Consider the following 15,142-nt stretch of genomic DNA (forward strand, 5'->3'; position numbering starts at 1 on the left):
GGGGCAAGCGGAAGCCAGGGGAATCCGGGACGGAAAAGGCCTGGTCCGGGCCCGGTGGTCCGTCCACGAGCCCGCCGCTCGATTCCGGTCGAGGCGTGAATCGACAGCGCGGGGGTGTTCCAGGGGCGTGCTACCGTCCAAGCCGGATCAAGCAATGAGATCTTCAGATCGTATGAATGGCTCGCGCGGCACTCTTCCTGTCTGAGTGGCCGCTTGCTTGTTTTTACCGGCCGTCAGGATCTTCAAGGGGTGGGGGCAATTTCCGCGATCACGAGGCATTCCGTCATACCCGCACAGGGTGTACGGCACGAGGAGACCGCGAAGCCGGTTCGATGGTCGCGTGAGACGCCGTGGGCCATGCCCCTGGGCGGCACCCGCGTCGACTCGCTCACCGGACTGCGGTGGTTCGCCGCCTTCGGCGTCTTCCTCTTTCACGCCCGCGGGTACCTCAAGGAATCGACGAGCGCCTTCGAGATCACGGCCATCGGCTACGAAGGCGTGCCCTTCTTTTTTGTTCTGTCCGGATTCGTCATGACCTGGGTGGCCCGTCCCTCGGACACGCCCCTCCAGTACTACTGGCGGCGCTTCGCGCGCATCTGGCCCCTGCTCGCCGTGACCACGGCCGCGACGGTCGCGCTGATGGCCTGGTGGTGGCACACCCCGGTCTCCAAGGCGGACATCGTCTGGACGCTCACCTTCGCCCAGGCGTGGAGCACCGAGCACTTCATGACGATGAACATCGTCACCTGGACGCTGGCGGTCGAGGCGTTCTTCTACCTGGCCTTTCCGCTGATCCTCCGGGTGCTGCTGCGCCGCTCGTCCGCCCTGCTGGCCGTCCTCGCCGTCCTGTGTGTGGCCGCCACGGCGAGCACGCGCCTGATCATGGTCGGGCTGGACAAGTCGCCCGAGGTGGAGCGTCTCGTCGTCGCCTCGCCGATAGCCCTGACCCCGATGTTCCTCCTCGGCGTGTGCGTGGGGCTCCTCGTGCGCCGCGGCTGGCGGCCGCCGTTCGGCGTCGGGGTGGCGACCGCTCTCACTGCCGGAACGATCCTGCTGTGCTGGCTGTGGATACGTCATCCCCAGGCGCTGCACCCGTACACGGGCACGTTCGGCTTCTTCGACGCGGTCCTCATGCCGGCCTTCGCCCTCCTGATCGCGACGGCCGCACTGCGCGACGTCCAGGGGTGGCGTTCGATCCTGCGCTCCCGGCTGCTCGTGAAGCTGGGCGAATGGTCCTTCGCCTACTACCTGTGCCACGTCGTGGTCCTCAAGGTCGTCGCCAAGCTGGGCTACGGCCCCACGACGGGCCTCGCCGCGAACACCATGGCGCTCGCCGTGGCGGCCGTAGCGGCCCTGGTGGTCGCGGCACTGCTGCACGAGACCGTGGAGAAGCCGGCCGAACGACGCCTCAGGCGCCTGCTGTCGGCGCGTCGTCCGCGCGCCGTCTGAGGGCCCGCACGGAGGGCGTGTCGAATGGTTCAGGTCGCAGCTGCAACGCAGATGACCTGACAAAGTCGCTCACCTTTCCGTTTCTGCTCGTGTACGCAGCGTCTTCACGTCGGCGTCGTCAGATGACGTCCGTTCTGGCGCAGCCGCCTTCCTGAGCTGGGCATTTGTCAGTGCGTGCCTCCAAGTGGCGCGGCTGTGCCTCCGTGAGGTACCGAGCAGTCTGATTCTCGATTTGTTCGGGACTGACACATCTGGGCGATTGATTCCCCTGCCGCGCCTCCCCGGCGCCGCTAGCGTTCCCGTTCGAATGCGCACACCTTGCGCACATCTTGAGCACACGCGAGCAGGCTGGGGGCCCATGGGGTGGACAAGACGTCGCCGTAGAGCGACGTACGGAGCCGTCATCGTGACGGTGTCTGCGGTGATCGCAGGCGGCGTGAGCCTGCCGGCAGCTGCGCAGCATGCCGATGCTGCGCTGTCGGCGGCCGCGGTCGCCACTGCGGCGGCCATGGGCGAAGCGCCCAGTGAGGAGCTGGCCAGGATCGCTGCCAAGCAGAGCGGACACTCGGTGGAGGTTACGGGCCTCCGGCGAGAGCGGCGTGACGTCTTTGCCAACGCGGACGGGTCGTTCACCGCACGCGAGTACACCCAGCCTGTTCGAGCCCGCCGCGGCGACAGCTGGGTGCCGGTCGACGCCACGCTCGTATCCGACGGCGAGGGGACCTGGTCGCCCGCAGCCGCGACCGTGGACCTGGAGTTTTCCGACGGCGGCAACGGGCCCTTCGCCCGGATGAGCCGTGTCGGACGCGAGTACGCACTGACCTGGCTGGGTGGGAAACTGCCCAAACCGGCGGTCGAAGGCGACACCGCCACGTACGCGGAGGTGCTGCCCGGCGTCGACCTCGCCGTCCGGGCCGAGCACGAGGGCTTCTCTCACTTCTTCGTCGTCAAGTCGGCCGAGGCCGCGGCCAACCCCGAGTTGAACGCGCTCGAGCTGGGCCTCACGACGAAGGGCCTGACGGTCAGCGAAACCCCTGGCGGCGCCATCAAGGCTGTCGACTCCGCAGTCGGGGGCGCCGTGTTCGAGTCGGGCGGCGCGTCCATGTGGGACTCGCCTGCAGGCCCCTCGGGGCAGGACGCCCTGGCGGCGCGATCGGCAGGGGGTTCCGCTGGTGTCAAGCCTACGCTCGACCCCTTCGACGGAGGGCGCCGGGCGCCAGTGGGCCTCGACGTGGCCAAGGGCAAGCTGACCCTCAAGCCCGACCTCGCGCTGCTTCGTGGTAAGTCCACGAGCTATCCGGTCGTCATCGACCCGACCCCGCGCACCACCGGTACGGCCGCCTGGACGTCGGTGATGTCGGGCATGCCGAGCGAGCAGGACTGGAAGTACGCCGATGACGCGGGCGTGGGCCGCTGCCCGTCCGACCAGACGCCCGCGTCCTGTTCGGGGATCGGCGTGCGACGGCTGCTGTTCAGCTTCCCGATGGGCTTCTACAAGGGCAAGCAGATCCTCAGCAGCACGTTCTCCGCGCGCCTGAGGAAGAACTACTGGGACAACAACGCGGCCGAGCCGCTCGACCTCTACCGGATCGGCGGTGCGAACTACACGGTCACGGAAGACAGCAACTGGTCCAATACGTCGAGTAGTTGGTCCAGTTACCTGATGACCGTAGACAAGTCGATCACGCGGACCGAGTGTTCGGGGCAGGCCAACCTGCATTTCAGCAACGGCAAGCTTCTCACCGAGACGCGGACGGCCGCCAGCGGCGGCTGGTCGACCATGTCTCTCGGCCTGAGAGCCAAGGACGAGTCGGCATACAGCGGATGGAAGCGCATCTGCGGCAACACCTACCTGGCGATCACCTACAACACCCCGCCGCTCCAGGTCGCGAACGCCGACATGGCATCCGACCCCGGCGGCAAGTGCGTGACGGACCAGGCCAAGGCTCCGTACGTGGGCACCCTGCCGACTCTGCGCGGCCAGGCAAAGGATCCCGACCACACGGCGACCTCCAGTGACCCGGTGAGGATGCAGTACCAGGTCTTCTACCGCGACGCCGCCAACGTCGAGAAGAGCTACTACGCCGAGACCGGCTACAAGTCGCCCAACCCCGGCGTCCTCTACTCTCACACCGTGGCGCCGCGGGCAGTCACCGGTGTCGGAATGTACGACCCGGTGAGGAAGACGGTCTTCCAGCGGGACACTCCGACTGCGGGTGGCAACACCGGTGAGGTCTCGTTCGACCTGGAGGGCAAGAAGCCCCTGGTCGGAGACTGGAACGGGGACGGCGTCGACACGCTCGGCAGCTACGACCCGGCGACCCGCACCTTCGCCCTGCGGGACAAGAACGACGAGCCGGCGAACATCACCATGAAGTTCGGCAACACGGGGGACATGCCCGTCGTCGGCGACTGGAACGGCGACGGCCGCGACACCATCGGAGTGTGGCGCCCGAGCAGCCACGTCTTCTACCTGAACAACGAGCACACCAACAACATCACGGACATCCAGTTCGTGTACGGCGCCGACGGCATGGTGCCGCTGGTGGGAGACTGGAACGGCGATGGTGTCGACACCATCGGCATGTACAGCGGCGCCGACATCATGTTCTACATCCGCAACTCCAACAGCGGAGGCGGCAACAGCTACGAGATCCGCTATGGCAGCGTCGGTGACCAGCCCGTCGTGGGTGACTGGAACGGCGACAGCACCGACAGCATCGGCGTTTGGCGTCCCAGCACCCACGTGTACTACCTGAACAACGAGCACGCGAACAACACCGCGGACCTCGCCTTCGCTTACGGGGCCGACGGCATGACCGCTCTCAGCGGCACCTGGAAGCCGGGCATCCCGGCGAACAGCGTGATCTCCTGGCAGGCGCGCGCCTTCGACGGCGACGCCTGGGGCCCGTGGAGCTCGGCGAACGGCGCGGGGCGCTGCTACGTCCGGTGGGACGCGACGGTTCCCGCTCCGCCAGCCGTGACGGGCAGCCCGTACACATCCGACAACGAGTGGCACGACGGTATCGGTACGCAGGGCACCTTCACCTTCGACGCCGCTGACGGCGACGTCACCGGTTACCGCTACACCTTCGACAACGAGACGACCAAGACGGTCGCCACCACCGGTGGCAAGCCGGTCCAGGTCTCGTGGACCCCCAGTTGGCCGGGGCGCCACACTGTGAACGTCGAGGCGTACGACGCCGCGGGGAAGACGAGCGCGGTGACGAGCTACACCTTCCTGGTCGCCACTGGGCGGGTCGCCCAGTGGAACCTCGGGGATCCGGCCGGCAGCTCTGAAGCACGCGACGAGACCGGGAACTACACCGCCCGCTTCGGCACCGGAGTGGCGTTGGAGATGCCCGGGCAGGGCGGCAAGGCCGACCCTGTGGCGCACTTCGACGGCTCGGCCGAGGCGTACCTGACCACGGCTGATCAGGAGGCCCCCGCAGAGGAAGCCTCCGTCGTCGACACCCTGGCGAGCTTCTCGGTGAGCGCCTGGGTCAAGCCCGCAGCACTCGACCGTGACATGGCGGTCGTCAGTCAGGACGGGGCCAACGAGGCCGGCTTCGTCCTCGGCTACGACGCCGCCTCGCACTCCTGGACGTTCACCACACCCGACGGCGACGAGGTGGTCACCTCCCGGTACGCGGCGAAGGTTCCCGTGGGCGAATCGGCCGTCGGCACGTGGGCGCACCTGACAGGTGTGTTCGACGCCAAGGCCGCAGGTGGACCGCGGCTCCGGCTGTACGTCGACGACGGCGACCCGGCTACCGCGACAGGCACTGCGGAGACGGCACGGAGCACCTCGTGGGAGGCGAAGGGCGCCTTCCAGATCGGCCGGGCAAAGGCCGCGGGAGACTACGGCTCCGGCTTCACCGGCGACCTGTCCCACATCCGGGTCTACAACCGGCCGGTGGCGACGGACGAGATCGTCGAGTTCCAGACGGTCAAGCCGGCCCGCAAGGCGTACTGGCCATTCGAATCCTTCGGCACCGGCACGGTTCCCAATATCGAAGGCACCGGCGTCTCGCTCGGCCTCACCGGCGGCACGCCCTACCTCAGGGCTGACGTCAGAGATCCCGCCGCCCTGTCCGGCAACGGTCACCTCGAGCTCGACGGAACAGATGACTGGGCCTCCACCGACGCTCCCGTGGTGGGCGGCGACAAGAGCTTCACGCTGTCGGCGCGGGTGAGGCTGACCTCCGCTACATCGACTGCCTCCCAGACGGTGCTGTCACTGCCGGGGCAGAACGCCGACCGGCTCGCCGTCCGCTACGACGGCAAGACCCAACGGTGGCAGCTCGCAATCACCGAGAGCGACAGCGCCACAGCCAAGGCGACCGAGGTGGTCGATCACGACGCGCTCCCGTCGGCCGAAGGCAGCGGTAGCCACCTGACGGTGGTCTACGACGCCGTGGCAGGTCAGATCTCTCTCTACACCGACGGCGGTGACGCCGTGACGACGCGTCTCGAGAGCGGGACCGCCTGGGCCTCCACCGGGGGCCTGCAGGTGGGGCGTTCGGCGAAGACCGGCCAGTACCTCTCCGGGGCCGTCGACGAGGTTCGTGCCTACTCCGGCGTTCTCTCACCGACGACCATCGCCATGATCAACGATCTCACTCCGGACACGGGGCTCTAGAGCTCGGTACGGCCGGGTGGCGCTGCGCAGCGCCACCCGGCCGATGCTCGCCCCTCCGCCGTCCGGTTTCCCTCGACTTCACCATCGGAGTTCCGTCATGTCCCTACGCGGTCGACCGCTGGGCGCACGCATGCCAAGAAGCGTGTTGTCCGGAGCGGTCCTCGTCCTGGCGTTCGCCCTCTCGGGCAACATCGCTCAAGCAGCTCCGCCCCCGCCGGAGGCCCACGGGATTCCCGGCTTCGCCGAGAATCCCGACCCCATCCGTACCGGAAAGGCAGGCAAGGCCAAGCCGCTACCCGCCGACCCGGCCAAGAAGGCTGCGGTCAAGACCCTGGGCAAGGTCTCCTGGCCCACCGAGGGCACCGCCGAGGTGGCCCTGCCTGCCTCCGCGACCACCCCCGAACGGACAGGTAAAGCCTCCGAGGGCCCCAGGCTCGCGCCGGGGAAGGCGACCAGGCCGACGGCCGCCGCGAAAACGCGGGTCGGCGGACTGCCCGTCGCCGTGGCACCCGTGGCGACCGCGAAGGGCCGGTCGGCCGCGCCGGGGAAGGTGCGGATCCACACGCTCGGACGCGAGGAAGCGGCTCGCTGGGGCGGCGCCGCGATGTTCACCGTCGAACGGGCGGACGCCGGAACGACGGCCGCGCCGGTGCAGCTGGCCCTCGACTACTCGGCCTTCGCCGAAGGTGCCGGAGGCGCCTACGGCTCCCGGCTCACCCTGGTCCAGCTCCCGGCCTGTGCCGCGACGGCAGCGCCTGGTGAGAAGGGTTGTGCGTCCATCCCCAACAAGATCACAGCCACCAACGACACCGCGCGGCGCACCGTCCGTTCCGACGTGACCGCCGCCCCGGCCGGCACCCAGGCGGCCGTCTACGCGCTCACCGCCACCGCCTCGTCGGCGAAGGGCGATTACAAAGCGACGCCGCTCTCTCCCTCGGCGAGCTGGTCGGTGAGCAATTCCTCAGGCGGCTTCTCGTGGTCGTACCCGTTGCGGATGGTCCCCACGCCCGGTGACATTGCGCCGGACGTCACGATCGGCTACTCGTCCCAGTCGGCCGACGGCCGTACGGGTGCCACGAACAACCAGGGTTCCTGGATCGGTGAGGGATTCGGCTACGAGCCCGACTACGTCGAGCGGTCGTACAAGTCCTGTTCCGAGGACGGCCACGCGGGATCGACCGAGCAGTGCTGGGCGTTCGACAACGCCACCGTGATGCTGAACGGACAGTCCTCCACCCTGGTCAAGAACGACAAGGACGGCCTTTGGCATTTCGCCGATGACAACGGCGCCAAGATCGAGAAGCTCGACGGCCGCACATACGTCACCGGCAGCGACGACAACGACGGTGAGTACTGGAAGATCACCACGACGGACGGCACGGAGTACTACTTCGGTCTGAATCGTCTGCCCGGCTGGACTTCCGGCAAGGAGGAGACCAAGTCGGTCTGGACCGCGCCCGTCTTCGGTGACGACGTCAACGAGCCGTGCTACAACGCCACGTTCTCCAGTGCTCACTGCAAGCAGGCATGGCGCTGGAACCTCGACTACGTCAAGGACCGGCACGGCAACGTCAGGTCGTACTTCTACACGCCCGAGACCAACTACTACGCGCTGAACGCCAAGACCGACGTCAACGGCATCGCCTACCACCGCGCCGGCTACGTCAAGCGGATCGACTACGGGCAGCGCGACACCAAGGTCTACAGCACCAAGGCGCCGGCTCGCGTCGTGTTCTCGGTCGCGGAGCGCTGCCTCGACGACGCAAGCTTCGACTGCAACCCCGCCAAGTTCACGACGGCCAACGCCGCACGCTGGCCCGACACACCGGTGGACCGGCACTGCGCCGCCAACACCAAGTGCACGCTGGCACAGAGCTCGCAGACCTTCTGGACGACCAAGCGGCTCACCGGCATCACGACCCAGATGAGCACCAGCGCGGTCGCCGGCGAGTACGCGGACGTCGACGCCTGGAAGTTCACCCACTTCTTCACGGACAACGGCGACTCCACCAAGTCCCTGTGGCTCTCCAAGATCGACCACGAGGGTCGGGCCGGCGGCAGCACCGCCGCGGTGCCCTCGGTCGAGTTCCAGGGCACGGCGATGATGAACCGGGTCGACAGCGACACTGACAACACCGACCCGTTCTACCGCTTCCGCCTGACCACTGTCCTGAGCGAGACCGGCTCCCAGCTGGACATCACGTACGCTCCGCGGGAGTGCACCCCCGGCACGCTGCCGAAGCCCGGCGCCTCGACCAAGCGCTGCTACCCGGTCGTATGGACCCCGCCGGGCAAGTCGGATCCGGAGACGGACTGGTTCCACAAGTACGTCGTCGAGCAGATCACCGACACCGACCGCACCGGCAAGAGCGACGATCTGGTCACCCGCTACGCCTACCACGGCGACGCCGGCTGGCGGCGCGCCGAGCCCAACGGGATCACGGACCCGAAGTACCTGACGTGGAGCCAGTGGCAGGGCTACGGCAAGGTCAGTGTCACCGGCGGCAACGGCCAGACCATGAAGAGCCGCGTCGACTACACGTACCTGCAGGGCCTCGACGGTGACAAGCTCCCGGGGAGCACGAGCACGCGTACGGAGAAGGTGACCGACTCCACCGGCGTCGAGTACACCGGCCACAAGGAGTTCACCGGCTTCAAGATCGAGGAGCAGGCCTACGACCTGGCCGTCGGCGGCAAGGTCGTCTCCAAGACCATCACCCAGCCCTGGAAGGCGGAAACCGCCACGCAGACCGCGAGCTGGGGCACGACCAAGGCCACCGTCGTCCGTCCGCAGTCGACCCGGGTCCTTCACCGGCAGAGCGACAACACGTGGACACAGACCAAGTCGGTCTCGACGTACGACACGACGGTGCCCGGCACGCGGCTGAAGACGACCGAAGACCTCGGTGACACGGCGAAGTCGAACGACGAGAAGTGCACCCGCACCTCGTACGCCGACGTTCCCGCCCAGAACGTGTACGCGCAGGTCGCCCGTACCGAGACGGTGTCCGTCTCGTGCGGCACCACTCCGGACCGTACGAAGCAGGTCATCAGCGATCAGAAGACGACGTACAACGCCGCCGGTGACGCCATCACGAGCGAGCGCCTGACCGGCTACGACGGTACGACGCCGAACTACCAGCCCACCAGTACCACCGAGTACGACGAGTACGGCCGTCCCACCCTGGTCAAGGACGCGGACCTCAATCCGACCAAGACCGCCTACACCGACACCAATGGCCTGCTGACCAGGACCACGGTGACCAACGCGCTGAACCACGTCACCGTCACCGATCACGCCCCCGCCTGGGGCGTCTCCACGGGTGTCACCGACCCCAACAAGAAGCGCACCGACATGCAGTACGACGCGCTTGGCCGACTCACCAAGGTCTGGCTGGCCGACCGCGCCAAGTCGTCGACGCCGAGCATCAAGTACAGCTACGACGTCAGCAGAGACAAGCCCGTCGTGGTGAAGACGGAGACGCTGCGGAACGACGGCTCCTACGAGGCGTCCTACCAGCTCTACGACAGCTTGTTGCGGCTGCGGCAGACGCAGAACCCGGGCGCCGGGGGCACGAGCCTCGTATCTGATGTCTGGTACGACGGCACGGGCAAGAAGAAGAAGTCCAACGCCACCTACAACGCCGCGGAACAGCCGTCCGGCAAGCTGATCACGGTCCTCGACGGTCAGATCGGCGCCCAGAACGTCTACGAGTACGACGGACTCGGCCGGACCACCGCCGACATCACGCTCATTGCCGGCGTCGAGCAGTGGCGCACGACCACCACGTACGACGGCAACGCCGTCCACGTGGACCCGCCGGTCGGAGGCGTCCCCACGACGACGATCAGCGACGTCCACGGCCGGACGACCGAGCTGCGGCACTACCGCACCGCGTCCCCGCAGCCGACGGGCCCCGGTATCCAGTACGACACCATCACGTACACGTACACCGAGCGCGGTCTGCTGGAGACGGTCACCGACTCCCAGGACAACGTCTGGCGCTACGGCTACGACCAGCTGGGTCGCAAGATCTCGGCCGAGGACCCGGACGCGGGCACCACGACGTTCGGGTACGACAAACTCGACCGTCTGGAATGGACCCGGAGTGCCCGCGGGAAGACGCTGTGGACCACCTACGATGCGCTCGGCCGTGAGACCGGCACGTGGGAGGGAGAGAAGAAGACCACGGCGAAGCGGCTCACCGAAAGCCTGTACGACAACACCGGCTATCTCGGCCAGCCCTGGGCATCCGTCCGCTACATCGACGGCGTCGAGGCGTACTCCAGCTACGTACAGGTCCGTGACGCTCTCTACAGGCCGCAGCGCACCGACTACTACGTCGCCGCAGGAGTGAGCGACCAACTCAAGGGCACGTACTCCTTCACCACCTCCTACGCCCTCGACGGCACCGTCAAGAGCACGGGGATGCCGGCGGCCGGCAAGCTGCCCGTCGAGACCTTCGCCTACACCTACGACGAGCTGGGTCGCCCCGACACCATGACCGGCTCGCAGTCCACGTACGTCAAGGACACCCTGTACACCGGCACGGGGCAGCTCAAGGGCCTGGTCATGGCAGCCGGCAGCGGGCGTCAGGTCCAGCAGTCCTTCGCCTACGAGAAGGGCACCGACCGGCTGATCGGATCGACCGTCGACGTCGAAGGCGCCGCCGATCCGGTGAAGGCGACGGCCTACGCGTACGACCAGTCGGGCAACGTCCTGTCCGCCACGGACACCGCCGAGCCGCTCGCGGACGTGCAGTGCTTCGCGTACGACGCGGGACAGCGGCTCACCGAGGCGTGGACCCCGGCCGCTACCGGCGACGCTGCGACGGGCTCCGGCACCGTCGGCAGCACCCAGAGCGGCAAGAGGCCCACGGCCTGTGACGCCGCCCCTGGCGCCAGCCCGCTGGGCGGTCCGTCCGCATACTGGACGTCCTACGTCACCGACTCCATCGGCAACCGCCAGAAGGACGTCACCCACGACACCGGGCTCGACGCGTCGAAGGACGTGACTCGTACCTTCACTTACGGCGAGAACTCCTCCGGCCCGCACGCCGTCACGACGGTCACCCGTACCGCACCAGCCGGCAGCACCACGTCCACCTACGCCTACGACGCGAGCGGCAACACGACGTCGCGGAAGACGGGCGAGGCCGAGCAGGCCATCGAGTGGGACGCCGAAGGCAAGCCGACGAAGATCACCGAGCCGGACGGCAAGGTCTCCTCGTTCGTCTACGACGCGGACGGCAATCGTGCCGTGCGTACGGACGCATCGGGCACCACGCTCTACCTGCCCGGCATGGAGCTGAAGCTCCCGGCGGGCACCGGTACCGAGGTACAGGCCACCCGCTACTACTCCTTCGCAGGCCAGACCGTCGCCGTCCGCCAGGACAACGGCGACCTGTCCTTCCTCGGCGCCGATCACCAGAGCACGGGCCTCGTCGCCGTGGCCGCTGCCACCGGCCTCGTCACCCGACGCCGTCAGGACCCCTACGGCAACTCCCGCGGTGCGGCGCCGACGGCCTGGCCGGGTGAGAAGGGCTTCGTCGGCGGCACGCTCGACGCCCAGTCGGGCCTGACCCATGTCGGCGCCCGTGAGTACGACCCCTCACTCGGCAAGTTCCTGTCGGTCGACCCGGTCATGGACCCCCAGGACCCGGCCCAGATGAACGCCTACAGCTACGCCCACAACTCCCCGATAACCAAGTCCGACCCGACGGGCCTGCGCCCCATGGGGCCGACGGACAGCCCGGTCACCGACTACTACTGGGCCAAGGACCGGGGTATGACCACGGGGTACTACACCCAGAAGAACGGTGAGTGGGACTGGCACCAGACCGCCCGCAAGGACCCCGAGTCCCAGGCCAAGTACCGCGCCTACCGAGCCAACCCGAGGCACTACAAGGTCTACCACTACGACGCGAAGGTGGTGGAGAAGCAGAGGGCGGACGCGGACAAGCGGGCGGCTGATCGGCGCGCCGCGGAGCAGGCCCAAAAGCGTGAGAAGGAGGGCGGTTTCTTCGGATGGATGAAGGAGATGGCCGGTAACGCCTGGGATTCGGGAAAGAAGTGGGTCAAAGACCACGAGACATTCCTGATCGGTGTCGCTGCAGGCGTCGGGTGCGCTGTTGCCCTCGCGACGGTAGTCGCATCGGCGGCCTGTGCGGTCATAGCGGGCGCGGTAGTAGGCGTCGGCGCGTGGCAGTACAAGCACCCGGGTTCAACAGACACGGACGAGGCACTCGGCTACATCGGTCAGGGGTCTGCCGGGGCGGCTGCAGGACTTGCGCAGGGGCAGTTGATCCGCGGAGGTATCCAAGGGCTCATGGCCAAGAGGGCTGCCCAGCGTGAGGCGCAGGAAACGGAGCGGATCGCCCGAATAGTCGAGCGCGAGGCGAAGGAGAAGGAAGACAAGTTCTACGAGAACTACATGTGATTAGCAGGCGCCTGTTGGCTTTCCGGACCTCTAGGGTCCGGAGAACACACGTAAAGGAGTTGGTGGTCACATGTCTAGCACTGCAACCGTGGCCTTCGGTGTGCTGGTCGGCCTTATCTGCGCCGCTGGCATTGTCGAAGTGCGTGAGCGCAGGGCAAAGCCGGCCTTGAACGCGATGCGCATCGCCATCGGCATCGGTGGTCTGGTGTTCCTCTGCGTCTACATCGCTACGGGGTCGTAGAACGCCGCCGTCACACCCACCCCCTTCGAGCCGCTTCCGCCCCCGCGCGGAAGCGGCTCGTCGTGCCCAGGGCCGCCATCAGCTCACCCACCCTCCGGCTGTACGTCCGCGGCGACATGCCCAGGCGGGCCGCGGCCGTCTCGTCGGTGAGCCCCGCGAGGAGGGCGTCGAGCACGGGGCGCAGCTGCGACGGCAGTTCGCGGGCCGGAGGGGTCAGGCCCGCCAGCTCCTGGCTGGTGTCCCACGAGGCGTGGTGGGCCCGGACCAGGGCCTGGACGGCTGTCGGGGGCGCTGTGGCTGCTTCAATCGGCAGGGCGGCCGGGTTGTCATGGAAGGGGGCGTATTGGGGGAACGCGGTTGAGCGAATTCCACAGATGGTAAAAACCAAGGTCCCTGGCGTTCGGGGAGTGGGAGGGAGTCCCAAGTTCTGGGCTGATAGTGGCGTCAAGGGGGCTGTGAACTGGAAGGCGACGATCGGTAACGTCACTCTCAATGCCCACCTCGCCGGAGGGTTCTGTGGCGCTGCCGGTGGGAGTGTCGGATCGGCTTACGTCTTTAGTAATGGTCGCACGGTCTGCTAATGTCTGGGTCCGTGAGATGGTCGCGATGGGGGCAGTTTCCGTGCCGCCGCTTGCCGAGCCGAATTGTACTCGATGAGTAAAGGGGAGAAATGAATCGGCGTGACAGAGAGGTGCTCTGGCGAAAGTCATACCGAATATTCTCTCCTATGCTCTCGCTTTTGGCCCTGGTTGGAGCCCTGGCGGTGATTCAGAGAATGCGAACCGTTGGAGTCGATGGCGACGGCCTTGGCGTGCTTGCAGTGGTTCTCGTGTTCATCCCTATCGTGCGGCGCATCCTGGGTTCGCGCATCGTGATGGAAGGGAGCACCATCACTGTCGTGAATCCGCTGGTGACTTACACGATTCCTGTGAGCTTCGCTCGCTATGCGGCGACTGGTCGGGATGGAACGTTGACAATTTTCCTTCAAGAGGGAGATGGGATTCGCTCGATCGGTTTCGCCGGGTCGGTGCTCGATGGTCTCATCGGTTCGGCGGCGCTCTCTGTCGAGAAGGTTGATGGGCGCATCCGGTCGAGGAATAAGGGGAAGAAGGGATCTCAAGGCAAGGTATTGTCTAAACGCGTCACGGTTTCACCGATCGCCGATATTGTGCTACTGGTGGCGCTGGCTCTTGGAGTCGCCGCCGTCGTCATCGGTAACTGAGGCCTCGTGCCGCCCCCTCAACCTGCTGCCGCTGCTATTGAGCCGGAACTGATGGGTTGCCTGCTCGTTGATCGGGTGTGATCGAGGGTGGGGATATGCGGCGTCTGCCGCCCGCTGCGCAGGAGGATCTGCGGTTGCGGGTGGTGAGCGCGCTGGAGTCGGGGCGGGTCCGGACGTACGGCCAGGCGGCGGAGATGTTCGGGGTCTCCGAGCGGTCGGTGGGCACGTGGTGGCGGGCCAGCCGCGCCGGTGGGAGGCGGGCACTGCTCGCGGCGGCGCGTGAACCTCGGGCAGGCAAGGGTGAGTTGATCGACGAGTCCGGCCGTGGGGCGGTCTTGCAGGCGATGCGTGATTACACGCCGGCCGACCTCGGGCAGAGCGGGGTGATGTGGACCCGGGCCTCGGTGCGGACTCTCATCCGGTTGGTGTGCGGGGTGTCGATGACCGATCGGGGTGTGGGCAAGTGGCTGCGCCGGCACGGCTTCACCCCGCAGCGGCCCGCCCGCCGCTCCTACCGGCAGAAGGGCGACGAGGTCAGCCGGTGGCTTCAGGAGGAGTATCCGGCGATCCGGGCCCGGGCGAGCGGGGAGAAGGCCGAGCTGGTCTGGGCTGATCAGTGCGGTCTGCGCTCGGACACTGCCCCGCCGGGACGCTCGTGGGCTCCGGCTGGGCAGACCCCGCTGGTGCGGGTGAACGGGCGCCGTTTCAGGGTCAACGTCATGTCGGCCGTCGCCTCCCGCGGGGCGCTGTGGTTCACCGTCTTTCCCGGCAAGTTCACCTCACAGGTGTTCTGCGCGTTCCTCGACCGCCTCGCCCGGCACGCCGGGCGCAAGGTCCACGTGATCGCCGACCGGCATCCGGTCCACCGCAGCAGAGCCGTCCGGGCCTGGCTCGCCGAGAACGCCGAGCGCGTCGAACTGCATCTGATGCCCGGATACAGCCCCGAGCTGAATCCCGACGAGCTGTTGAACGCCGATCTGAAGCACCACGTCCACGCGGCCCGAGCCACCTCAGCCGACGACCTCGCCCACGAGACCCGCCGCTTCCTGCGGCGACGCCAGAAGCAACCCCACATCGTCTGCGGCTACTTCGCCGCCCGCCACGTCCGCTACACGATCCAGTAGGAAACCCATCAGTTCCGGCTCAATA

General features: G+C 67.3%; 7 protein-coding genes. 6 read left to right on the forward strand and 1 reads right to left on the reverse strand.

Features of this window, described 5'->3' with window-relative positions; genetic code table 11:
* Nucleotides 1-357: 357 nt before the first annotated feature.
* The 4 genes from ESG85_RS30845 (at nucleotide 358) to ESG85_RS35200 (ending at nucleotide 12,771) form a co-directional block, all read left to right on the forward strand.
* A complete protein-coding gene (locus tag ESG85_RS30845) occupies nucleotides 358-1,449 on the forward strand; it encodes an acyltransferase family protein (protein WP_128984452.1) in 1,092 nt (363 codons plus the stop codon).
* A 184-nt stretch (nucleotides 1,450-1,633) separates the two neighbouring features.
* The gene (locus ESG85_RS30850) at nucleotides 1,634-6,091 is read left to right on the forward strand and encodes a LamG-like jellyroll fold domain-containing protein (RefSeq protein WP_128984453.1); all 4,458 of its coding nucleotides are present in this window, start codon (nucleotides 1,634-1,636) and stop codon (nucleotides 6,089-6,091) included.
* A 142-nt stretch (nucleotides 6,092-6,233) separates the two neighbouring features.
* Nucleotides 6,234-12,530 carry an RHS repeat-associated core domain-containing protein gene (locus ESG85_RS30855; protein WP_128984454.1) on the forward strand — a complete coding sequence of 2,099 codons (6,297 nt, stop codon included), beginning with the start codon at nucleotides 6,234-6,236 and terminating at the stop codon, nucleotides 12,528-12,530.
* A gap of 70 nt (nucleotides 12,531-12,600) precedes the next feature.
* Nucleotides 12,601-12,771 carry a hypothetical protein gene (locus ESG85_RS35200; protein WP_164986357.1) on the forward strand — a complete coding sequence of 57 codons (171 nt, stop codon included), beginning with the start codon at nucleotides 12,601-12,603 and terminating at the stop codon, nucleotides 12,769-12,771.
* A 10-nt stretch (nucleotides 12,772-12,781) separates the two neighbouring features.
* On the opposite strand, the gene ESG85_RS30860 is transcribed toward ESG85_RS35200, so the two are convergent.
* On the reverse strand, nucleotides 12,782-13,159 hold the full coding sequence (locus ESG85_RS30860; protein ID WP_309548980.1) for a hypothetical protein: 378 nt from the start codon (nucleotides 13,157-13,159) through the stop codon (nucleotides 12,782-12,784).
* A 339-nt stretch (nucleotides 13,160-13,498) separates the two neighbouring features.
* Between ESG85_RS30860 and ESG85_RS30865 the strand changes: the two genes are divergently transcribed.
* Together ESG85_RS30865 and ESG85_RS30870 are read left to right on the forward strand one after the other, a co-directional pair.
* On the forward strand, nucleotides 13,499-13,993 hold the full coding sequence (locus ESG85_RS30865) for a hypothetical protein (protein ID WP_128984455.1): 495 nt from the start codon (nucleotides 13,499-13,501) through the stop codon (nucleotides 13,991-13,993).
* Nucleotides 13,994-14,088: 95 nt separating this feature from the next.
* The gene (locus ESG85_RS30870) at nucleotides 14,089-15,117 is read left to right on the forward strand and encodes an IS630 family transposase (protein WP_128978155.1); all 1,029 of its coding nucleotides are present in this window, start codon (nucleotides 14,089-14,091) and stop codon (nucleotides 15,115-15,117) included.
* The last annotated feature ends 25 nt before the right edge of the window (nucleotides 15,118-15,142 follow it).

Origin of the sequence: Streptomyces roseicoloratus, assembly GCF_004117935.1 — a bacterium.
GTDB classification, from domain to species: domain Bacteria; phylum Actinomycetota; class Actinomycetes; order Streptomycetales; family Streptomycetaceae; genus Streptomyces; species Streptomyces roseicoloratus.

Bases quoted from the DNA above. Each gene is read 5' to 3' on its own strand.
- ESG85_RS30845 (WP_128984452.1), top strand. From the start codon at position 358: ATGCCCCTGGGCGGCACCCGCGTCGACTCGCTCACCGGACTGCGGTGG.
- ESG85_RS35200 (WP_164986357.1), top strand. From the start codon at position 12,601: ATGTCTAGCACTGCAACCGTGGCCTTCGGTGTGCTGGTCGGCCTTATC.
- ESG85_RS30865 (WP_128984455.1), top strand. From the start codon at position 13,499: ATGCTCTCGCTTTTGGCCCTGGTTGGAGCCCTGGCGGTGATTCAGAGA.
- ESG85_RS30870 (WP_128978155.1), top strand. From the start codon at position 14,089: ATGCGGCGTCTGCCGCCCGCTGCGCAGGAGGATCTGCGGTTGCGGGTG.